This window comes from Streptomyces sp. NPDC033229 (assembly GCF_055576875.1).
Window position 1 is genome coordinate 30,287 of the sequence record NZ_JBVIQR010000016.1, and the last position, 21,944, is coordinate 52,230.

The 21,944-nt window shown below is 70.5% G+C and carries 18 protein-coding genes; 12 read left to right on the forward strand and 6 right to left on the reverse strand.

What is annotated here, in order from left to right:
• Positions 1-125 precede the first annotated feature (125 nt).
• A complete protein-coding gene (locus ACZ53N_RS16380; RefSeq protein WP_469141617.1) occupies positions 126-353 on the forward strand; it encodes a GntR family transcriptional regulator in 228 nt (75 codons plus the stop codon).
• A 101-nt stretch (positions 354-454) separates the two neighbouring features.
• Here the strand turns inward: ACZ53N_RS16380 and ACZ53N_RS16385 are convergent, their stop codons facing one another.
• Together ACZ53N_RS16385 and ACZ53N_RS16390 are read right to left on the reverse strand one after the other, a co-directional pair.
• Entirely contained in the window at positions 455-1,393 is a 939-nt protein-coding gene (locus ACZ53N_RS16385; RefSeq protein WP_469141522.1) for an SUMF1/EgtB/PvdO family nonheme iron enzyme, read from the reverse strand.
• A 10-nt stretch (positions 1,394-1,403) separates the two neighbouring features.
• The gene (locus ACZ53N_RS16390) at positions 1,404-2,183 is read right to left on the reverse strand and encodes an aminotransferase class IV family protein (protein ID WP_469141523.1); all 780 of its coding nucleotides are present in this window, start codon (positions 2,181-2,183) and stop codon (positions 1,404-1,406) included.
• A gap of 261 nt (positions 2,184-2,444) precedes the next feature.
• On the opposite strand from ACZ53N_RS16390, the gene tgmA reads away from it, so the two are divergent.
• Genes tgmA through tgmC form a run of 3 tightly spaced genes read left to right on the forward strand, consistent with a single transcriptional unit; the run spans position 2,445 to position 4,836 of the window.
• Positions 2,445-2,705, forward strand: a complete 261-nt coding sequence (gene tgmA, locus ACZ53N_RS16395) for a putative ATP-grasp-modified RiPP (protein ID WP_469141524.1) — start codon at positions 2,445-2,447, stop codon at positions 2,703-2,705.
• Positions 2,705-3,670: an ATP-grasp ribosomal peptide maturase gene (gene tgmB / locus ACZ53N_RS16400; RefSeq protein WP_469141525.1), complete on the forward strand. Its 966-nt coding sequence runs from the start codon at positions 2,705-2,707 to the stop codon at positions 3,668-3,670. The genes tgmA and tgmB overlap by 1 nt, the downstream gene beginning before the upstream one ends.
• The gene (tgmC, locus tag ACZ53N_RS16405) at positions 3,667-4,836 is read left to right on the forward strand and encodes an ATP-grasp peptide maturase system methyltransferase (RefSeq protein WP_469141526.1); all 1,170 of its coding nucleotides are present in this window, start codon (positions 3,667-3,669) and stop codon (positions 4,834-4,836) included. Before tgmB ends, tgmC begins: the two co-directional genes overlap by 4 nt.
• 164 nt (positions 4,837-5,000) lie before the next feature.
• Here the strand turns inward: tgmC and ACZ53N_RS16410 are convergent, their stop codons facing one another.
• Positions 5,001-5,258: a hypothetical protein gene (locus tag ACZ53N_RS16410; RefSeq protein WP_469141527.1), complete on the reverse strand. Its 258-nt coding sequence runs from the start codon at positions 5,256-5,258 to the stop codon at positions 5,001-5,003.
• A gap of 19 nt (positions 5,259-5,277) precedes the next feature.
• Positions 5,278-6,456: a M20 family metallopeptidase gene (locus ACZ53N_RS16415; protein ID WP_469141618.1), complete on the reverse strand. Its 1,179-nt coding sequence runs from the start codon at positions 6,454-6,456 to the stop codon at positions 5,278-5,280.
• A 233-nt stretch (positions 6,457-6,689) separates the two neighbouring features.
• Between ACZ53N_RS16415 and ACZ53N_RS16420 the strand changes: the two genes are divergently transcribed.
• On the forward strand, positions 6,690-7,244 hold the full coding sequence (locus ACZ53N_RS16420; protein ID WP_469141528.1) for a dihydrofolate reductase family protein: 555 nt from the start codon (positions 6,690-6,692) through the stop codon (positions 7,242-7,244).
• 190 nt (positions 7,245-7,434) lie between these two features.
• On the opposite strand, the gene thrS is transcribed toward ACZ53N_RS16420, so the two are convergent.
• On the reverse strand, positions 7,435-8,673 hold the full coding sequence (gene thrS, locus ACZ53N_RS16425; protein WP_469141619.1) for a threonine--tRNA ligase: 1,239 nt from the start codon (positions 8,671-8,673) through the stop codon (positions 7,435-7,437).
• A gap of 284 nt (positions 8,674-8,957) precedes the next feature.
• Here thrS and ACZ53N_RS16430 point away from each other — a divergent pair, with 284 nt between their 5' ends.
• Positions 8,958-9,977: a hypothetical protein gene (locus ACZ53N_RS16430; protein WP_469141529.1), complete on the forward strand. Its 1,020-nt coding sequence runs from the start codon at positions 8,958-8,960 to the stop codon at positions 9,975-9,977.
• A 62-nt stretch (positions 9,978-10,039) separates the two neighbouring features.
• Here ACZ53N_RS16430 and serC read toward each other — a convergent pair whose 3' ends face one another.
• Positions 10,040-11,158, reverse strand: coding sequence for a phosphoserine transaminase (gene serC / locus ACZ53N_RS16435; protein WP_469141530.1), 1,119 nt, complete (start codon positions 11,156-11,158; stop codon positions 10,040-10,042).
• Positions 11,159-11,316: 158 nt separating this feature from the next.
• Between serC and ACZ53N_RS16440 the strand changes: the two genes are divergently transcribed.
• From ACZ53N_RS16440 to ACZ53N_RS16465, 6 genes are all read left to right on the forward strand, one after another.
• On the forward strand, positions 11,317-14,307 hold the full coding sequence (locus ACZ53N_RS16440; protein WP_469141531.1) for an FAD-binding and (Fe-S)-binding domain-containing protein: 2,991 nt from the start codon (positions 11,317-11,319) through the stop codon (positions 14,305-14,307).
• Positions 14,308-14,439: 132 nt separating this feature from the next.
• Complete coding sequence (locus tag ACZ53N_RS16445) at positions 14,440-15,309, forward strand: TIGR03084 family metal-binding protein (RefSeq protein ID WP_469141532.1); 870 nt, start codon at positions 14,440-14,442, stop codon at positions 15,307-15,309.
• Positions 15,306-17,003, forward strand: coding sequence for an acyclic terpene utilization AtuA family protein (locus ACZ53N_RS16450; protein WP_469141533.1), 1,698 nt, complete (start codon positions 15,306-15,308; stop codon positions 17,001-17,003). Before ACZ53N_RS16445 ends, ACZ53N_RS16450 begins: the two co-directional genes overlap by 4 nt.
• Positions 17,000-18,601: an acyl-CoA carboxylase subunit beta gene (locus tag ACZ53N_RS16455; RefSeq protein ID WP_469141534.1), complete on the forward strand. Its 1,602-nt coding sequence runs from the start codon at positions 17,000-17,002 to the stop codon at positions 18,599-18,601. The genes ACZ53N_RS16450 and ACZ53N_RS16455 overlap by 4 nt, the downstream gene beginning before the upstream one ends.
• 12 nt (positions 18,602-18,613) lie before the next feature.
• Complete coding sequence (locus ACZ53N_RS16460) at positions 18,614-20,776, forward strand: ATP-binding protein (protein WP_469141535.1); 2,163 nt, start codon at positions 18,614-18,616, stop codon at positions 20,774-20,776.
• Entirely contained in the window at positions 20,773-21,936 is a 1,164-nt protein-coding gene (locus tag ACZ53N_RS16465) for an acyl-CoA dehydrogenase family protein (protein ID WP_469141536.1), read from the forward strand. The genes ACZ53N_RS16460 and ACZ53N_RS16465 overlap by 4 nt, the downstream gene beginning before the upstream one ends.
• The last annotated feature ends 8 nt before the right edge of the window (positions 21,937-21,944 follow it).

A 21,944-nucleotide genomic window follows, 5' to 3' on the forward strand; every position in this document is an offset into this window, starting at 1 on the left:
GCACGGTCGCGGGGGTCTTGTGCTGAGCGCCACATTAGAGCGGGTCTGCTGCAGATGTCTATAGGCGTATGCTGACGCCAGCTACTATGTTCGAGTGGGTGTCAATACCTACAGTCACCGCCGTGATGGATTTCGACCCGACGCTCCCCAAGTGGACCCAGATCGCCGACGTGATTCGGCGGCGCATCGCCAGCGGCGAGTACCCGGTGAACCACCTGATCTCGGAGACGAAGCTGGAGCAGGAGTTCGGCGTCGCGCGAGTAACTGTGCGCAAGGTGACTGCCAAGCTGCGCGAAGAGGGACTGATCGTCACCACGCACGGCATGGGTTCGTTCGTCGCGCCTCGGTCCTGACTCGCCGCCTCCGAGTGCCCGCCTCACATGCGCGAGCGGCACGCAGGCGGGCTCCCGCCGAGTGCATCGGCGGTTACGGCGACCCCAGGGTGGCGCCTGGACTACGGCTTCACGTTCATGGGGCTCCAGAGGTGTTCGGCCACACAGCGGAAGCTCGTATCGTCATCGCACATCTCCGCATTGGCGTCATTGAATGACGAAGGTGCGGCGCGCTCGAATGGACTCGTGTACGCGCTCCCCTTGAGTTCGTACCGCCCGGGTAGGGATCGGGTAGCGCACCACTCCCAGGTGTTACCGCACAGGTCGTAGACGTTGTACGGGCTGGCTCCGCTCCGATATCGACTCACGGGTGTTGTGTGGCCGATTCCTGAGTCACGCACGTTGCACTTGGCTGCGGTTGCCCTGTCTCCCCAGGGGTAGATGTTTCCCTTGGAGCCTCGGGCCGCCTTCTCCCACTGCTGGCTGGTGGGAAGGGCCTTGCCGGCCCACTCCGCATACGCTTGGGCGTCGTGCCAGGTGACCCAGACAACTGGGTGATCAAAGAGGTCATCTGGGCATCGGCCGGTGACACCCCAATGCTTGGGTGCCGACCGACCTGTGACTGCGACGAACCGGCCGTATTCAGCATTCGTGGTCGGGAATACGTCGATGTAGAACGCGTCAAGCCATTGCGCCTCGCCCGTCTCGCCCGTTAGGTACATCCCCTCTCCTACGAGCGCCATCAGCCTGCCGTCGACCGGGTGTCGGTGGTACACGGCTTCCTGGGCAAGAAGAGTTTCCGTGCGCGGATCTGCGTCGATCGCGGCCTGTTCAGTGAGTGAGGTCGCGAACCGCTCCTGCACTTCAGGGCCAGCGCAGCTGAGCATGGTGTCCAACGCTAGTTGGTTCGATGGTCTCGGTACGACCTTGATGCCACCCGCTTCCCACCTTGAGACCATTCGACCGCTCACCCCGATGTCTGAAGCAAATTGCCGAACGGTCTTACGCATGGCCAGGCGAAGGAGTTGCGACTCCTTGCCCGTCCAGCGCTTCACGCTCATGGTCGCTCCATCAGAGGGTTTCGCCGGGGCGGCTGAGGTATACGTCGCGCAACTTGGCGAGCGTCGGGTGCTCCGTGGGGAACTGGGTGCCATCGATAGCACTGATCGCCCGAACTCCAATAGTGGTGTTGGTGGCGAATGCCGCTTGCATCCTGTGTGCGGCGTCCACGGTGATCGGCATAATGGCGTGCTCGTGGTCTGCTTGGAGCAGTGCCATAGTCACGCCTGAGAGAACCTCGGCCTTCGGCCAAACGACGGTACCGTCATAGTCGATGAAGCCCACGTTCCATGTCCCGCCCTCGGAGATGAGGCCGTCAGGACCGCTGAAGAGCGCATCGTCGAACCCGGCGAGCTGAGCGGATCGGCGCGCGTGCAGTGTGCCCAGCAGGCCGACGTGCTTGACCGCTGGGACATCACGCACATAAGTGGTCATTTTCGCGCGCAGTGGTGGCATTGGTTGAGGTCCGGCCGGCCTGCTGCTCACGAGGATCTGGGGAGCCCCTGCGGTGGCCGGATGCCCCATATCGAAATCGGGGTCGAAGACGGTGATTCGCACGATGAGCGCACCGCTTATGCCCTCGACGGCGCGCCGCGCGAAGGCGCGTACCTGGTCAAGGTCGAGCTCCGCATCGAACAGTGTTCGACTATCGCGGGCGAGGCGCTCCATATGGAGGGAGAGCCCACGAATGTGCTGGTCATCGACCCGCATCGAGGTGAAGTGCCCATATCCGGTGAGCGCGAGGCTCTTCAGGGCGTCGGCGCCTACAGGGTGCCCGTTGAGTTCCATCATGCTCCACAGTCTCTCGCAGGTGTCACCTTGCCAGCCCGCGAACTACCTCTAGACCGCAGGTAAGTTCAGCAAAAGTTCCTTCCCATCGGCTTCCTCCAGCCGTTAGCTATGAGCCATGCCGCCACGACGCCTACGGCTTATGGCGGCCACCAGCCGTCCCGCACCGCCCGGTTCACCCGGTGGTCTCAAAGGAAAGGGCGCACGATGCCGGCCACCACCGAGCGCCACCCGTCTACCCGAATCTCACTCAGAGGAGATGTCGTGACAACCTCCGCCGCACAGCTCATCACTGCACGCCCGTGGGGTGCGGATCGACTCGCGCCTTACCCCACCACCATTCGTCGTCCACACGCCACCATCACCATCGATCCCGTTACGCAGACCGGCGTGTACCGCGATCGTCTCGGCCAGGTGCTCGAAATGGGCAAGCACGGCACCAGCTCCGGCACCGAGACCAAAACAACCACGAACTCTGACTCCGCGCCCGACCAGGGCCATGACCAGGACAGTCAGCAGGACTGATGACCGCAGCCGAGAGGAGGCCGGTCCTGGTGGCCACCGAGGCGGATGACATCACCGCCGACATGGTGATCACCGAACTCAACCGGCGAAGTGTGCCGGTGGTCAGGCTCAACCCCGCCGACATCGGCGTGGATCTGACGGTCTCGGCTCGGTTCGGTACCTGCCCGGCCCCCGTGACCGGGCAGGTCCGTACCCCTTCAAGGATCACCGACTTGGCCCGATTGCGGGCGGTGTACTGGCGCCGCCCCGTTTGGCCCACCTTCCAGCACTTGGGCGACGATGATGCGCGGTTCGCTGCAGCGCAGGTCCGCTACGGGTTCGGAGGAACGCTCTACGCCCTCGACAGTGCGCTGTGGGTCAACCACCCGCTCCGCAATGCTGCCGCCGACTACAAGCCTGCTCAACTCGCTATCGCGCACAAGCTCGGCCTCACTGTGCCGCCGACGCTCGTGACCAATGATCCGGACGAGGCACGGGGGTTCATCGCCGACCGTGGTCAGGTGATTTACAAGACGCTGCGGTGGACCCCGTACGAGCGAGACGGAGTTCCGGTGACCGGGTGGGCGGAGCCGGTCACGATCGCCGAGATCGATGACAGTGTGCGCGTTGCGCCGCACCTGTTCCAGGCACGCGTGGACAAGGTCGCCGACGTGCGGGTGCTGGTGGTCGGCCGGCAGGTGTTCGCCGTACGGATCGACTCCGGCTTGCTGGACTGGCGCAAGGACTACTCCGCCCTCTCCTACACCGTGGTAGATCTGCCCGATCGCCTGGGCGGGACGCTCCTTACCTACCTGGACCACTTCGGGCTGGCGTCCGGGAGCTTCGACCTCGCGGTGGACCGGGCTGGGGACTATTGGTGGCTGGAGCTCAACCCGAACGGCCAATGGGGGTGGCTGGAGGAGAAGACCGGGCTGAAGATGGCCGCCGCATTCGCCGACCTGCTGACACGAGGAGATGGCCCATGACCGATACCGTCCCCGAGAGGCGTGCCCTCGCCGACCGGCTGCAGGAAGCCGGTGTTCTCAAAACACCTCAGTGGCGGGCTGCGGTGGAGGCTGTGCCGCGTGAGCTGTTTCTGAACCCCGGTGTCTTCCTGCCCGTCGACGGCGGCCGATGGCGGCCGTCCACCCCAGTAGGAGCCGACCCGGCTGAGTGGACTCGGGTCGCCTACAGCGACCAGTCCCTGATTACTCAGCTCGACGGACACCTGACCGCCGACCAGACCAGCGATCTCGTGACGGGTGTGCCCACCTCCTCGTCCACCACCCCGGTCACCGTCGTTGACATGATCGAGCAGCTCGACTTGGAGGAGGGGCATCGGGTCCTGGAGATCGCCACGGGCACCGGCTACTCCGCGGCGTTGATGTGCCATCGCCTCGGCGAAGACAACGTGACGACCGTCGAGGTGGACCCGGCGGTGGCAGCCCGCGCGGATGCCGCGCTGGAAGCTGCCGGGTTCTCGACATGGACCGTCACCGGGGACGGACTGCTCGGACACCCGCGTCGTGCTCCGTATGACCGAGTGATCGCCACGTGCGCCGTCCGCCGTATCCCCTACACCTGGGTCAGGCAGACCAAGCCGGGCGGAACAATCCTGGCCACCGTCGGCGGCGCGTGGTCCTACGGCACTGGCCTCGCGAAGGTCACCGTGGGCGAGGGGGGCACGGCCGAAGGCCGGATCATCGGGCGGTCCTCGTTCATGCAGGCGCGCTCCCAGGCCGTGGTGCCGGTGACTGGTGACCTGTCCGCACGCACCGCGTACGCCGACAGTGAGCGGGAGGCGAAGGTGCCGCCCCTTCTCCTGGAGGAGTGGATGCCGGCCTTCCTCGCCCAGCTCGCTGCCCCCGGCGCACAGTTCGTCCGCGCTGCGAGGAGCGATGGGGTCCAGCTCCTGTACCTCTTCGATCCTGAGCGCGAGTCCTTCGCCGAGTTCATCGCCAGCGGTGACGACTGGACCGTCCGGCAGGGCGGACCCGTGGCCCTGTGGGACAGCATCGAGAGGGCCCTCATCGCGTGGCAGGACGAGGGAAGTCCCGATATCACCGCAGTACAGCTTCACATCACCGAGAAGGCTCACACGTACTGGATCGGCGACAAGCCGAAGCTGTGTTGGCAGCACCATGTCGTTTGAGTGAGCTGCCGTGCAGAGCTGACCCGCTTGCGGGAAGGCGCCCCGAGCCCCGTCGTGACGGAAAGACGGCCTTCGCCTGGTCACGTGCTCCGACCAACGAGCACCGACCGAGGCGAAAGCCGTGTACGTGTATCCGTCCGCTGCCTGGCGCTGACAGGGGGCCGCTACGTCCGCGGGACCGGCTTCGGTGCCTCCCAGGCCGGCCCGACGGAGAGGTAGGTCGTGCGGTGAAGGAGGTCCCCGGCTCGGAGCTTCTGTGTCCCCCACGACAGGCCGTCGTTCCGGGCTGTGTCCACGGCCTCCAGTGCATGGAGCGCCCGGGTGTCGACGATCAGTTGTCGGCGCCAGGTGCCGGCGTCCAGCTCGACGGCCGTGCCGGTGCGTCCGGGCGGACTTGCTGGGAGTGGATCTGGGGCGTTCATGGAACAGGGCTGGGAGGTATCAGAGCGCTTGCAGGAGGTCGAGGACGGCCCGGTGGTAGACGGCGTAGACCTGCGGCAGTTCGGCGAGCCGTGCCCGTTCGTCGATACCGTGCAGTCCCTCGTAGGCCAGGCCGAACCCGGCGGTGGCCGGGATGCCTTTGCCTGCCAGGAGGTTGCCGATGTTCGACGGGCCCGCTGTCTTCGCCCGCACCGTCAACCCCTCGGCAACGGCGGCGTTCAACAGGGCGGCGGCCGGCTGCTCGTGCGTGTCCAGCCGGAACGGTGGCCAGCTGGCCACCGGGTTGATCCCGGTCGGCCGGGGGGCGGGTAGCTCCGCGTCGAGCTCGGCCACTGTCTTGCGCACCAGCGTCTCCGCATCGTCGGCATCGAAGGCGGGCGTGGTGCGGACATCGATATTCAACTCGCACAGATCTGGGGTCACCGAAAAGCCCTGACCGCCGTGGAAGGCAGTCACCGACAGCTTCGGCGGGAGCGGGAACCCCTGATCGCCATCCCCGCCCCCACCCGGCAGTTCGGCCGCTTCCAGGAGGCGCACGAGGTGGGCGGCGCGGGAAATGGCGCCCACGACGGTGCGGCTCGATCCGGAGTGTCCCGAAGGCGCGTGGACCGAGACGACGGCCCGCCACAGCCCGCGGCCACCGACTACGAGGTCCTCCAGCCCGGGGTAGCCGATCATCACCCCAGCTGGACGGGCCGCCTGCGGGTCGGTGAGGTAGGCGCGGGCGCCGCCGAAACCGCCGGTGTGCTCGTCCACGTCCAGGAGCACAGCCAGGCCGCCGTGCAGGTCGGCGGCGCGAGCTTGCAGGTCGGCGGCGATGTGGCAGAACATCGCAGCAGCGAGCTTGGAGTCCGCCGCACCGCGGCCGCGCAGCCAGCCGTCAACTACGTCCCCAGCCGTCGGTGGGAATGACCACGCTCTCTCGTCCCCGAACGGCGCGGTGTCCATGCAGGCGTCCAGGGCCCACCAGGGGCCCGGCCTGCCGCCCACGACTTCCACTACTAGGCCGACCAGCGCACCGGTGTCGTCGTGCAGGCGCCGGTGCGACAGTCCCTGGCTCGTCAGCCAGCCCTCCAGCACTCCCAGGACGGGCCCATAGTCGTCGATCCCGCCCCGACTCGGCAGCCGGATCAGTTCCTGAGCCAGATCGAGCACGGACAGACACCGCCCGGTGGCCATCGCTTGAAGGTTTTCGATCACGCCTTCTCCTCGTTCTGCTGCGCCAGCTGCGCGGACGCCGTTGCGGCGCGTGGCCGGGGCCCACTCGGGCCCTGGCCACCGGTCTGATGCGGGGCCGAAGCCCCGTTGTCAGTGGTGTGCCCTAACTTCATCAGCAGTAGGGCGCCTTCACGGCACGGCTCCTGCCATCTCGCCGTGCCCGCGTCCGAGTTGTGTTGAGGGAAACAGACGTCATGGGGGTTGTTATGGGCAAGATCGTCGCACTGGTCTATCTGTCGCTGGACGGCGTCATGGAGGCCCCGGCCTGGACGGCCCCCTACTTCGACGAGGAGCACGGGCGGTACGCGCACCAGGCGCTCTTCGCCGCCGATGCGCTGCTGCTGGGCCGGGAGACCTACGAGGGCATGTCCCAGGCATGGCCGGGCATGACCGACGAGGACGGGTTCGCGGACCGGATCAACGCGATGCCCAAGCACGTCGCCAGTGCCACCCTGGAGTCGGCCGAGTGGAACGCCGAGGTCATCAAGGGCGACCTGGGCGAGCAGGTCACCGCGCTCAAGGAGAAGTACGAGCGGGACATCCTCATATACGGCAGCGGCGCCCTGATCCGCTCGCTCATCACCGAGGGCCTGGTGGACGAGCTGAAGCTGTGGGTGCACCCGGTCGTCGTCGGCAAGGGCAAGCGGCTCTTCCCGGAGGGTGCCCCCACGTCGACGTGGAAGCTGGGCGGCACGAACACGTTCGCCTCCGGCGCCCTGATCCTCGACTACCGGCCCGCCGGGGAGTAACCCCGCACGTAGCCCGGCGGACGCCTCACCGCCGACAATCCACGAGCGACTCAGCGCCACCCCCTGTGGGCTGACGCGGGGGAGCGCCGAGAGCTAATGTTGGAGTGGCCCCCGCCCGGGACCGGCAAAAATCACGGGCGAGGACCGAGCCGTGACTAGTTGGACCGCCCCTAGTACAGCTGGGGGCGGGCTAGTCATCGGCCCCGCACCCGCCTGCCTCCCACAGTTCCCCACTGCGCGCGTCGACCGCCGCACCGATCCGCGCCAGCGCCTCCGCCACAGGCATCGCGTCCAGGCGCCGTCCGTCGCGAAGGCGCAGCGCGATCTGGTCGTCCGCCGCCTCCCGGGCGCCGATCACCGCCTGGTAGGGGACGAGCCGGGCGGCGCGGATGCGGGCGCCCAGGGTGCCGTGTTCCGGGCCCGCGAGTTCCGCGCGCAGGCCCTGCTCGACGCAGCGTTGTACGAGCGCGGCGGCCTGCGGGACCTCCGCCTCGGAGATCGGGACGGCCACCAGTTGGGTCGGGGCCAGCCAGGCGGGGAAGGCGCCGCCGTGCAGTTCGATGAGGTGGGCCACGGCCCGTTCCACGCTGCCGATGACGCTGCGGTGGACCATCACCGGCCGGTGCTTGGCGCCGTCCGGGCCGATGTAGTGCAGGTCGAACTGTTCGGGCTGGTGGAAGTCGATCTGGACGGTGGACAGGGTGAACTCACGGCCGGCGCCGTCGGTGATCTGGACGTCGATCTTGGGGCCGTAGAACGCGGCTTCCCCCTCGGCGGCCTCGTACGGCACGCCGGAGGCGTCGAGGACCTCGGTCAGCAGGTCGGTGGCCCGGCGCCACAGGGCAGGGTCGGCCACGTACTTCCCGCCCGCGCCCGGGAGGGAGAGGCGGTAGCGGGTGGGGCGGATGCCGAGGGTGGCGTAGGCCTCGCGGATCAGTTCCAGGGCAGCCCGTGCCTCGTCGGCGGCCTGGTCGGGGGTGCAGAAGACGTGCGCGTCGTTCAGCTGGATCGACCGGACGCGGGTGAGCCCGCCGAGCACGCCGGAGAGTTCGGAGCGGTACATGCCGCCCAGCTCCGCCATGCGCAGGGGCAGTTCGCGGTAGCTGTGGGCGCGGGAGCGGTAGATCAGGGCGTGGTGGGGGCACAGGCTCGGGCGGAGGACGATCTGTTCGCCGCCGAGGTCCATCGGGGGGAACATGTCGTCGCTGTAGTGCGCCCAGTGGCCGGAGATCTCGTACAGCTCCCGTTTGCCCAGGACGGGCGAGTACACGTGGCGGTAGCCCGCGTGCCGCTCGGCGTCGCGGATGTACTCCTCCAGGGCGTGCCGGACGGCCGCGCCGTCGGGCAGCCAGTACGGCAGACCCGCGCCCATCAGCGGATCGGTGTCGAACAGGTCCAGCTCGCGGCCGAGCTTGCGGTGGTCGTGCATCGGGTCAGGCAGGCGGTCGGGCATCGTGATCTCCTCACGGGCGGTGAGGCGAGTGACCACATGGCGAAGCCCCGGGGCACTCGCCCCGGGGCTTCGGACAAAAACAGCTGTCAGCGCGCCGGGACACTCTCCGGCGTCGTCGTCATGCTCATAGCAACAGCGCGCTTCATGCCGGGGACGCTAGCACCCGTACCGACGGCCGCGCGACCGGTTTTCGGAGACGGGACGCGCGCGCCGACGGGCGCCCTTCCCACGCTCGCCGCCCGCGATGGCAGGCTTGGGCCATGCGTCCGCTCCTGTGTGCCCCCGCAATCGCCGCGCTGACCGCGCTCGCCGCACTCACCGTGCTGCCCGCCGCCACGCCCGCCGTGGCCGACGGCGGGACGCCCTCCGCGTTCACCGTCCAGGACCCGCGGATCAAGGAGTCCAGCGGCCTCGCGGCGAGCCGCGCGCACCCCGGCGTGTACTGGACGCACAACGACAGCGACGACGGCCCGTACGTATACGCCGTGGACAGCCGTACGGGACGCACGCTTGCGACCGTCACGCTCAGCGGGATCGACCCCCGTGACGTGGAGGCCATCTCGATCGGGCCCGACGGGAACGTCTACGTGGGCGACATCGGCGACAACCTCGGGGGCAGTTGGCCCAAGGTGTGGATCTACAGGTTTGCCGAGCCGAAGGAACTGAAGGACGTCACCGTCACCCCGGTGCGGTACGCGGTCCAGTACGAGGGCGGTCCGCGCGACGCGGAATCGCTGATGGTGCACCCCAGGACCGGGCGGGTCTACATCGCCAGCAAGCACCGCTCGGGCGGTGGGCTCTTCGCCGGTCCCGAGAAGCTCTCCGCGTCCGGGACCAATGTGTTCCGGCGCGTCGCCGACATCAAACTGTGGGCGACCGACGGGGCGTTCTCGCCGGACGGTACGCGGCTCGTGGTGCGCAGCTACTTCGACGTCCGCGAGTACCGCTGGGAGGACGGCCGTCCGAAGGAGATCGGGCGACCGAACGTGCCGTTGCAACGGCAGGGCGAGTCCGTCACGTTCACTCCGGACGGCCGGACGCTGATGTACGGCACGGAGGGCGTCCGCAGCCAGGTGTCGCCCGTCCCGCTGGAGGGCGATCTGCTGCCCGACCACGCCGGGAAGGCGCCCGCCGACGACAAGGGCGACGGCCGGACCGAGAGCGGTCTGGGTGACGGCGGAGGTGACGACCGCAACCGCAACCTCGCCATCGGCGCCGGCACCTTCGCGGTCGCGACGCTGCTGGTCGTGGCCTTGCGGCGGGTGTTCCGCCGGCGGTAGGCCGCGAATGGAACGCGAACGCCCGGGCCGCCTGGCCCGGGCGAACGTGTCTCACACAGTTGCTACAGGCGCTCGATCACATAGTCGACGCACGCCGTCAGCGCCTCGACGTCCGCCGGGTCGATCGCCGGGAACATCGCCACGCGCAGCTGGTTGCGGCCCAGCTTGCGGTAGGGCTCGGTGTCGACGATGCCGTTGGCGCGCAGCACCTTGGCGATGGCCGCCGCGTCGACGTCGTCGGAGAAGTCGATCGTGCCGATGACGGCCGAGCGCTTCGCCGGGTCGGTGACGAAGGGGTTCGCGTGCTTGGACGCCTCGGCCCAGCCGTAGAGGGTGCGCGCCGACGTCGCCGTGCGGCGCACCGCGAAGTCCAGGCCGCCCTGGCCGTTGAGCCACTCGAGCTGCTCATTGAGCAGGAAGAGTGTCGAGAGGGCCGGGGTGTTGTACGTCTGGTTCTTGAGGGAGTTGTCGATCGCGGTGGGCAGCGAGAAGAACTCCGGGATGTGCCGGCCGGACGCGTGGACGCGGGCCGCGCGCTCCAGGGCCGCCGGGGAGAAGGCCGCCAGCCACAGGCCGCCGTCGGAGGCGAAGGACTTCTGGGGAGCGAAGTAGTAGACGTCGCTCTCGGTGATGTCCACGGGCAGACCGCCCGCGCCGGACGTCGCGTCGACCAGGACGAGCGCGCCCTCGTCGGCGCCCGCGACGCGCTTGATCGGCGCGGCGACACCGGTGGAGGTCTCGTTGTGGGTGAAGGCGTAGACGTCGACCCCCGCCTCGGCCACCGGCTCCGGGTGCGTGCCCGGCTCGGAGGAGATCACGGTCGGCTCGGTCAGCCACGGGGCGAGCTTCGCGGCCTTGGCGAATTTGGACGAGAACTCGCCGAAGGTGAGGTGCTGCGACTTGGACTCGATGAGGCCGTGGGTCGCGATGTCCCAGAAGGCGGTGGAGCCGCCGTTGCCCAGGATCACCTCGTAGCCCTCGGGGAGGGAGAAGAGGTCCCGGACGCCGTCGCGCACCTTGCCGACCAGGTTCTTGACCGGGGCCTGGCGGTGGGACGTGCCGAGGAGAGAGGTTCCGGTGGCAGCCAGGGCGCTGAGCGCCTCCGTACGCACCTTGGACGGGCCCGCGCCGAAGCGACCGTCGGCGGGCTTGATGTCAGCGGGGATCTGGATATCAGCCACGGGGGCAGCCTAATCCGTCGCGGCGCGGGTCACGGGAGGCTGTCCGCCCGATGAGACGCAGGTAACGGCGGAGGTGGAAGAGGCGGGCGGGGCGTCCGGTCCCGTGTTCCGGCGTTCCCCTCGGGCAGGCTGAGCCCATGGCTGATCCCCTGACTCCCATGGATGATCGCGAAGGACTGTCGGCCGCGCTCCGCGCCACCGTCCGTGGCGATGTCGACTTCGGCACCACCGCCCGCGCGTTGACCACCATGGACGCCTCGAACTACCGCCGCGTCCCGCTCGGCGTCGTCGCCCCGAAGGACGCCGACGACGTCGCCGCCACCCTCGCCGTGTGCCGGGAACACGGGGTGCCGGTCGTGGCACGCGGCGGCGGGACGTCGATCGCCGGGCAGGCCACGGGCGTGGGGGTGGTGCTGGACTTCACCCGGCACATGAACGCCATCGTCCGTATCGATCCGGACGCCCGTACGGCCGTCGTACAGCCCGGCGTGGTTCTCGACGAGCTGCGGACGGCGGCGGGTGCGCACGGGCTGACGTTCGGCCCCGACCCCTCTACGCAGGCGCGCTGCACGCTCGGCGGCATGATCGGCAACAACGCGTGCGGCGCCCATTCCGTGGCGTGGGGGACCACCGCCGACAACGTGCGCGCGCTGGACGTGCTCACCTACGCCGGGGAACGGGCCCGGCTCGGGCAGGGGTGGGGCGGCCTGCCGCCGCGGCTCGCCGAGGGGCTGCGGGCGCTGGTGGAGGGGGAGTTGGCGCGGTTGCGGACCGGATTCCCCGCGCTGCCCCGCCGCATCTCGGGGTACGCGCTGGACGCGCTGCTGCCCGAGCGGGGCACCGACGTGGCGCGGGCGTTCACCGGCAGCGAGGGCACGCTCGGGGTGCTGACGGAAGCGACGCTCCGGCTCGTGGAGACGCCCGGCGCCCACGCGCTGGCGGTGCTCGGGTACGCCGACGAGAGCGCCGCCGCGGAGGCGGCGCACCTGCTGCTGCGGTACGGGCCGCTGACCGTCGAGGGCATGGCGGCCGATCTGGTGGGCGACGCCCCGGGGCTGCCGAAGGGCGGCGCGTGGCTGTTCGTCGAGGTCGGCGGGGCGACGCCGGGCGAGGCGGCGGCCCGGGCCGCCGAACTGAGCCGGGCGGCGGTCGCGGACGGCGCGGCCGGGCACACCGTCGTCACGGATCCGCGCGGGCAGCGCGCCCTGTGGCGGGTACGGGAGGACGCGGCCGGTATCGCGACCCGGATGGCCGACGGCAGCGAGGCCTGGCCGGGCTGGGAGGACTGCGCGGTACCACCGGCGCGGCTCGGGGCGTATCTGCGGGAATTCCGGGCGCTGTTGGCCCACCACGGGCTGCGGGGTACGCCCTACGGGCACTTCGGTGACGGCTGTGTGCACGTGCGCATCGATTTCGATCTGCTCGGCGAAGCGGGGGTGCGCCGCTTCCGGGAGTTCTCCGGTGACCTGGCCGACCTGGTGCTCGCGCACGGAGGCTCGCTCTCGGGCGAGCACGGGGACGGCCAGGCGCGGGCGGAGCTGCTGCCCCGGATGTACGGGCCGGAGCTCGTGGCCCTCTTCGAGCACGTCAAGGACCTGTGGGACCCGGCGGGCGGTCTGAACCCCGGCATCCTCGCCCGCCCGCACCGTCTGGACGAGAACCTGCGTTTCGCGGTGCTGCCGAGGCGGCCGGTGCCGGTGGAGTTCGGCTATCCGCACGACGGCGGGGACTTCACGGCGGCGGTGCGGCGGTGCGTGGGGGTGGCCAAGTGCCGTGACAAGACGGGCGCTACGGGCGTGATGTGCCCGTCGTACCGCGTGACGCGCGAGGAGCGGCACTCCACGCGCGGGCGCGCGCGCCTGCTGCACGAAATGCTCGCGGGCGAGCGGGGCGGGGTGGTCACGGACGGCTGGCGTTCGGAGGAGGTGCGGGAGGCGCTGGACCTGTGCCTGTCGTGCAAGGGGTGCCGTAGCGACTGCCCGGTGGGGGTGGACATGGCCACGTACAAGGCGGAGTTCCTCCACCACCACTACGCGGGCCGGCTACGGCCCGCCGGACACTACGCCATGGGATGGCTGCCGGTGTGGCTGCGGGTCGCGGGGGCCGCCCGGCTCGGTCCCGTGGTCAACGCGGCTTTTCGGGTGGGCCCGGTGGCTGCTCTCGCCAAGCGGATTGGGGGGATCGCGGCGGAACGGGCGCTGCCGGAGCTCGCTCCGGAAACCTTTGCCCAGTGGCTGGCCAGGCGGGTACGGGCCCGGCACGGCGACCGGCCCCAGGTCCGCTCCAGCGATCAGGTGACCGTCCTGTGGCCGGACACCTTCACCAACCACCTCACCCCGTCCGTGGGGCGGGCCGCCGTCCGTGTGCTGGAGGCGGCGGGCAAAGAGGTCGTACTGCCCGGCGAGAAGGGGCTGTGCTGTGGGCTGACCTGGGTATCCACCGGTCAGCTGGACCACGCCCGCAAGGTCATGCGCCGAACCCTGGACCGCCTCGGACCGGCCCTGGGGCTCCCTCTCCTCGTCCTCGAACCGAGCTGCGCGGCCACCCTCCGCACCGACCTCCCGGAACTGATCCCGGACGACCCGCGCGCCGCCGAACTCGCCGCGTCCGTGCGCACCTTCGCTGAGTACCTCGAGGAGCGCGCTCCCGACTGGGAGCCCCCGCGTCTCGACCGGCCCGTGGTCGGGCAGACGCACTGCCATCAGCACGCCGTCCTGGGTGACGCGGCCGAGCGGCGGCTGCGGGAGCGTGTCGGCCTGAACGGTGAGTTGAGCGGCGGTTGCTGCGGTCTGGCCGGGAACTTCGGGTTCGAGCGGGGGCACTACGACGTGTCGGTCGCGTGCGCGGAGGAACAGCTGTTGCCTTCGGTGCGGGAGGCGCCGGAAGGGGCGGAGGTGCTGGCGGACGGGTTCTCCTGCCGGACCCAGCTCGAACAGCTCGCCGGACGGCGCGGGCGGCATCTCGCGGAGGTCCTCGCGGAGGCGCTCTCCGCGAGGGCGCGCGATGCTCAGGAGCAGGGTGACGGCCTGGGCCGCGAGGGTGGCCCTGGCTGCGACTGCCGCCCCGGCCGCGATGACGGCCCCCACTGCGAGGGTGCTCGCGGCCACGACTGCGGCCCCGGGCGCCACGCCGGTCCTGGCCAAAAATAATGCAAGCACGCTTGCTTGTTTCTCCGGCCGCTGCCACGCTCTGCCCGGGCGCGCCGGACCGTTCGTCGAGCCCCAACTCGCCCTGCTTGTAAGGGCAAGCGTACGGACATCACCCTTCGAGGGGAGCACGGTGTGGTCGACCAGGCGGAAGTGCTCGCGGACGTACTCGCGGACCTGCGGGCGGAAGGCGAGGAGCTGGACGCGCTGGTGGTCGGGCTGACCGCCGAGGACTGGCGGCGGGCGACCCCCGCCCCCGGTTGGACCGTCGCGCACCAGATCGCCCACCTGGCGTGGACCGATGAGCGAGCCGCACAGTCCGCCGCCGACCCGAAGGGCTTCGCTCGGGAGGCCGAGAAGGCCCTCGCGGCGCCGGAGACCTTCGTCGACGAGGCCGCGCGGGCCGGGGCAGCGGCACCGCCCGGCGAGCTGCTGGCCCGGTGGCGCGCCGGGCGCGCCGAGCTGGCCCGGACACTGGCGGCGATGCCGACGGCGGCCAAGCTGCCCTGGTACGGGACGGCCATGAGCACCACCTCCATGGCCACCGGCCGTCTGATGGAGACGTGGGCGCACGGCCAGGACGTCGCCGACGCGCTGGGCGCCCGGCGCCTCCCGACGGACCGGCTGCGGCACGTGGCGCGGATGGGGGTGCGGGCCCGGGACTACGCGTACGCGGTGCGCGGACTCCCGCTGCCGACGGAGGAGTTCCGCGTCGAACTCCTCGCCCCCGACGGGCGGACCCTGTGGACGTACGGGCCGAACGACGCGGCCCAGCGTGTCACCGGGCCCGCCCTGGACTTCTGTCTGCTGGCCACCCAGCGCGCCCACCGCGCCGACCTCGCCCTCCGGGTGACCGGCCCCGACGCGGACCGGTGGCTGGACATCGCCCAGGCCTTCGCCGGCCCGCCGGGCGCGGGCCGCGAGGCCCTCGGCCGCGAGCCCGGGGGAGGCGAGCCCGGAGGTCGCGCGCCCGCCGACCGCGCGCCCGAGGGAGGCGGCCGATGACCGTGCCGCGCCCCCTCCTCGTCGGCAATGCCTCCGGCTTCTACGGCGACCGCTTCGACGCCCTGCGCGAGATGCTGACCGGCGGCCCCCTCGATGTGCTGACCGGTGACTACCTCGCCGAACTCACCATGCTCATCCTCGGCCGCGACCGGCTGAAGGACCCCGGCCTCGGGTACGCGAAGACCTTCCTCGCGCAGTTGGAGGAAGGTCTCGGGCTGGCCGCCGACCGGGGCGTCAAGATCGTCACCAACGCGGGCGGGCTCAACCCCGCCGGCCTCGCCCGGCGGATCGGCGAGCTGGCGGAACGCGTCGGCGTGCCCGTGCGGGTCGCGCACGTCACCGGTGACGATCTGCTGGGGGTGCGCGACTGGGGAACGGGCGTGCTCACCGCCAACGCCTATCTGGGCGGTGCCGGGATCGCCGCGTGTCTGACCGCTGGTGCCGACGTCGTCGTGACCGGCCGGGTCACCGACGCCGCACTGGTCACCGGGCCCGCCACCGCCCACTTCGGGTGGACCGCCGCCGACCTCGACCCCCTCGCGGGCGCGGTCGTCGCCGGGCACGTGCTCGAGTGCGGCGCGCAGGCCACCGGCGGCAACTACTCCTTCTTCCGCGAGCACGACGTCCGCCACCCCGGCTTCCCCCTCGCCGAGATCCACGCCGACGGCTCGGCCGTCATCACCAAGCACCCCGGCACCGGCGGTGCCGTCACGGTCGGCACGGTCACCGAGCAGCTGCTGTACGAGACGTCCGGCCCCCGCTACCTCGGCCCCGACGTGACGGCCCGGCTGGACACCGCCCGGCTGGCCCCCGACGGCCCGGACCGGGTGCGGATCTCCGGGGTGCGCGGCGAGGCCCCGCCGCCGACGCTCAAGGCCGGGCTGACCCGGATCGGCGGCTTCCGCAACGAGGTCGTGTTCGTGCTGACCGGCCTCGATATCGAAGCCAAGGCGCGGTTGGTGCAAGACCAGTTCGAGGCCGTCTTCGCGAAGGCCCGGCCCGCCGAGGTCCGGTGGACCCTCGCCCGTACGGACCGGGCCGACGTGCCCGTACAGGAGGAGGCGAGCGCGCTGCTGCGGCTCGTCGTGCGCGACCGGGATCAGGAGGCCGTGGGCCGGACCGTCGGCGCCGCCGCCGTGGAACTGACCCTCTCCGGCTACCCCGGCTTCCACGTCACCGCGCCGCCCGGCAAGGGGGCGCCCTACGGTGTCTTCGAGGCGGCGTACGTGGACGCGGGCGACGTGCCGCACACCGCTGTTCTCCCGGACGGCACGTGTGTGCCCGTTCTGCCGCCGTCGCCGGGCGCGGCCCCTGGTTCCGTGCAGGTTGAACCGGCGCTTCCTCCTCCTCTTCCCGTCGGCCCCACCCGCCGTGCCCCCCTCGGGCTCGTCGCCGGGGCCCGCAGCGGGGACAAGGGCGGCAGCGCGAACGTCGGGGTGTGGGTGCGCACCGACGAGGCCTGGCGGTGGCTCGCGCACGAGCTGACTGTGGCGCGATTCGTCGAACTTCTGCCGGAGGTGGGTGGGTTCGCCGTCGAACGGCATCTCCTGCCGAACCTCCGTGCGCTCAACTTCACCGTCGACGGGCTGCTCGGCGACGGCGTCGCCTCCCAGGCGCGCTTCGACCCGCAGGCCAAAGCGGTGGGCGAATGGCTGCGCTCCCGCCATCTGGAGATACCGGAGGTGCTGCTGTGACCCTGCTGGCGTCCGGGCTCGACCCGTCGAGCCCCGAGTACACGGCCAACCGCGCGATGATGCTGGCCAAACTGGCCGAGCTCGACGCCGCGCACGCCCGCGCCGTCGCCGGTGGCGGCGAGAAGTACATCGCCCGGCACCGAGCGCGCGGCAAGCTCCTCGCACGCGAACGCATCGAGCTTCTCCTCGACCCCGACACACCCTTCCTGGAACTGTCCCCCCTCGCCGCCTGGGGCAGTGACTACGCCGTCGGTGCGTCCCTCGTCACCGGCCTCGGCGTCATCGAAGGCGTCGAGTGCGTCGTCACGGCCAACGACCCGACCGTGCGGGGCGGCGCCAGCAACCCCTGGACGCTGAAGAAGGCCCTGCGCGCCAACGAGATCGCCTACGCCAACCGGCTCCCGTGCGTCAACCTCGTCGAGTCCGGCGGCGCGGACCTGCCCAGCCAGAAAGAGATCTTCATCCCCGGCGGCGCACTGTTCCGCGACCTGACGCGGCTGTCCGCCGCCGGGATCCCGACCGTCGCGGTGGTCTTCGGGAACTCGACGGCGGGCGGTGCGTACGTCCCCGGGATGTCCGACCACGTGATCATGGTCAAGGACCGGGCGAAGGTCTTCCTCGGCGGGCCGCCGCTGGTGAAGATGGCGACCGGCGAGGAGTCCGACGACGAATCGCTCGGCGGCGCGGACATGCACGCGCGCGTGTCGGGCCTCGCCGACTACTTCGCCGTCGACGAAGCCGACGCGCTGCGGCAGGCGCGGCGGGTGGTGGCGCGGCTGAACTGGCGTAAGGCCCACCCCGATTCGGCCCCTTTTGTTGAGCCTCCCAGGTATGACGAGGACGAGCTTCTCGGGATCGTGTCCGGTGATCTGAAGGTCCCCTTCGATCCCCGCTCGGTCGTCGCCCGGATCGTGGACGGCTCGGACTTCGACGAGTTCAAGCCTCTGTACGGGCCCAGTCTGGTGACGGGGTGGGCCCGGCTGCACGGCTACCCGGTGGGCGTGCTGGCCAACGCCCAGGGTGTCATCTTCAGCGCGGAGTCACAGAAGGCCGCGCAGTTCATCCAGCTCGCCAATCAGCGGGACATTCCGCTGGTCTTCCTTCACAACACCACCGGCTACATGGTCGGCCGCGACTACGAGCAGGGCGGCATCATCAAGCACGGCGCGATGATGATCAACGCGGTGTCGAACTCGCGCGTGCCGCACCTGTCCGTCCTCATGGGCGCTTCCTACGGGGCCGGGCACTACGGGATGTGCGGGCGGGCCTACGACCCGCGCTTCCTCTTCGCGTGGCCCAGCGCCAAGTCCGCCGTCATGGGTCCCCAGCAGCTCGCCGGGGTGCTGTCGATCGTCGCGCGCGCGTCCGCCGCCGCGAAGGGGCAGCCGTACGACGAGGAGGCCGACGCGGGGCTGCGGGCCGTGGTCGAGGCGCAGATCGAGTCGGAGTCCCTGCCGATGTTCCTGTCCGGCCGGCTGTACGACGACGGGGTCATCGACCCGCGTGACACGCGGACCGTGCTGGGGCTGTGTCTGTCCGCGATCCACACGGCGCCCGTCGAAGGTGCGCGCGGTGGCTTCGGCGTCTTCCGGATGTGAGGTTTCGTGCCCGTGATCCGCTCTGTGCTTGTCGCCAACCGTGGCGAGATCGCCCGACGTGTCTTCCGTACCTGCCGAACGCTCGGCATCGGCACGGTGGCCGTGTACGCCGACGCCGACGCCTCCGCGGCGCACGTCCGTGAGGCGGACGCCGCCGTCCGGCTGCCGGGATCGGCGCCGGCCGATACGTATCTGCGGGGCGAGCTGGTGATCCGGGCCGCGCTCGCGGCGGGGGCCGACGCGGTCCACCCCGGGTACGGCTTCCTGTCCGAGGACGCGGGGTTCGCGGCGGCGGTGACCGACGCGGGGTTGGTGTGGATCGGGCCGTCGCCGTCGGCGATCTCGGCGATGGCGTCGAAGACACGGGCGAAGGAGCTGATGGCGGCGGCGGGGGTGCCTTTGCTGACGTCCGTGGATCCGTCTTCGGTCGCTGCCGCCGATCTGCCGGTGATGGTGAAGGCTGCCGCCGGTGGGGGTGGGCGGGGGATGCGGGTCGTTCGTGAACTCGGCGCTCTGCGTGCGGAGTTGGACTCCGCTCGGGCCGAGGCTGCTGCTGCCTTCGGGGATGGTTCTGTGTTCGTCGAGCCGTACGTCGAGGGCGGGCGGCATGTGGAGGTGCAGATCCTCGCCGACGCGTACGGGACGGTGTGGGCATTGGGGACGCGTGACTGTTCGCTTCAGCGTCGGCACCAGAAGGTGGTGGAGGAGGCGCCTGCGCCTGGGCTGTCCGTCGGGTTGCGGGAGACGTTGCGGTCGGCCGCTGTCGCGGCGGCCTCGGCCGTCGGTTACCGGGGGGCCGGGACGGTTGAGTTTCTGGTGTCGGGTGAGCGTGCGTGGTTTCTGGAGATGAACACCCGGCTACAGGTGGAGCACCCGGTGACGGAGTGCGTGTACGGGGTGGACCTGGTGGCGCTCCAGATCCGGGTGGCGGAGGGGGCGGCGTTGGGCGCGCCGCCGTCGCCGGTGGGGCATGCGGTGTCTGCTCGGCTGTACGCGGAGGATCCGGCGCGGTCGTGGCGGCCATGGGCGGGTGTGGTGCACCGGCTGTCGGTGGGTGCGGAGGCGGGGGCCGGTGCGTTCGGGGTACGGCGCCGGGGCCTCCGGGGCGGGGATCCGGGACCGTATATTTACGGGCCCGGAACCCAGCATCCTTCTGGTAACCCGAACTTGGGCCCGCAAATACACGTCAGCGTCCCGGACCCCCACCCCTGCGACCCCGTCACCTCCCGTGGTGTCCCGGCTGCCGGGCTGCGCATCGATTCCGGTGTCGATGACGGTGATGTTGTCGGTGTTCATTACGACGCCATGCTCGCCAAGGTCATCGCTTGGGCCCCGACGCGGGACGAGGCCGTGCGGCGCCTCGCCTACGAGCTTGAGCGGGCCCGCATCCATGGGCCGGTGACCAACCGCTCCCTTCTCGTACGGTCCCTCCGGCACCCGGAGTTCCTGGCGGGGGAGATGGACACCGGGTTCTACGAGCGGCATCTCGACGAGCTGACCTGTGCCGACGAGGGAGGCGCTGTGCGGCTTGCCGCCCTGGCTGCTGCCCTTGCCGACGCGGCCGCGCGGCGTCCGGGGGGCCCGGGGGTGCAACCCCCGGACAACAAGGGCGGGTGGGCGGGAGAGACGTCCGTACCGAACCGCATCGGCGGCTGGCGCAACGTGCCCTCCCAGCCCCAGGTCAAGCGCTATCGCGCCGGTGACGACGAGGTCGAGATCCGGTATCGGCTGGGGCGCGACGGCCTCGTCGCGGACGGGTTTGACGGGGTTCGGCTGGTGGCCGCCACTACTGATGGTGTCGTTCTTGAAGTGGATGGCGTTCGGCGGGACTTCGAGGTGGTCACCTACTCCCCGAGGAGCGTCTATGTTGATTCCTCCCTCGGATCGCATTCCCTCACCGCCCTTCCCCGGTTCCCCGAAACCGCTGCGCGTGCCCAACCCGGGTCACTGCTCGCCCCCATGCCCGGCACCGTCGTGCGGGTCGCGGACGGGCTCGCGGTGGGGAAGCCCGTACAGGCCGGGCAGCCGTTGCTGTGGTTGGAGGCGATGAAGATGGAGCATCGCGTCGTCTCGCCCGCCGATGGCACGCTCACCGCTCTGCACGCCGTCCCCGGTCGTCAGGTCGAGGTCGGAGCCCTGCTCGCCGTCGTCACCACCGAGGAGACCACGCCATGAGCCATGCCACCGTCGAGGCCGAGGAACACCGCGATCTGCGCGCCGCCGTCGCCGCCCTGGGCGGGCGGTACGGGCGGGAGTACTTCGCCTCCGTCGTACGCGACGGCATACACACCGACGAGCTCTGGGCGGAGGCCGGCAAGCTCGGCTATCTCGGGGTGAATCTGCCCGAGGAATACGGGGGTGGGGGCGGCGGCATCACCGAACTCGCCATCGTGCTGGAGGAGCTGGGTGCCGCCGGGTGCCCGTTGTTGATGATGGTCGTCTCGCCCGCCATCTGCGGGACGGTGATCGCCCGGTTCGGTACGGACGCGCAGAAGTGCGCCTGGCTGCCGGGGCTCGCGGCCGGTACGGCGAAGATGGCCTTCGGGATCACCGAGCCGGACGCCGGGTCGAACTCCCACCGGCTGACCACGACCGCCCGTCGGGACGGCCGCGACTGGGTTCTCACCGGTCGTAAGGTGTTCGTCTCCGGTGTGGACATCGCTGATGCGACCCTCGTCGTCGGGCGGACCGAGGACGCCCGGACGGGCAGGCTCAAGCCTTGTCTGTTCATCGTCGGGCGTGACGCGCCCGGGTTCTCGCGGCGGCGGATATCCATGGAACTCGCCGCTCCTGAGAAGCAGTTCGAGCTGGTGCTGGACGATGTGCGGCTGCCCGCCGACGCGCTTGTCGGTGACGAGGACGCGGGTCTGTTGCAGTTGTTCGCCGGGCTCAATCCCGAGCGGGTCATGACGGCCGCGTTCGCGATCGGGATGGGCCGGTACGCGGTGGCGAGGGCCGTCGACTACGCCCGTACCCGTGAGGTGTGGGACCGGCCGATCGGCGCACACCAGGCGATCGCGCACCCGCTGGCGCAGGCGCACATCGAGTTGGAGCTGGCGCGGTTGATGACGCAGAAGGCCGCCTCGTTGTACGACGCGGGTGACGACGCCGGTGCGGGCGAGGCCGCCAACATGGCGAAGTACGCCGCCGGGGAGGCCGCCGTCCACGCCGTGGACCAGGCGGTGCACACCCTCGGGGGCAACGGGCTGACGTCGGAGTACGGGCTGGCCTCGCTGATCACCGCGGCGAGGGTGGCGCGAGTGGCACCGGTCAGCCGGGAGATGATTCTCAACTACGTCTCGCATCAGACGCTCGGCCTGCCCAAGTCGTACTGAGGAAAGGT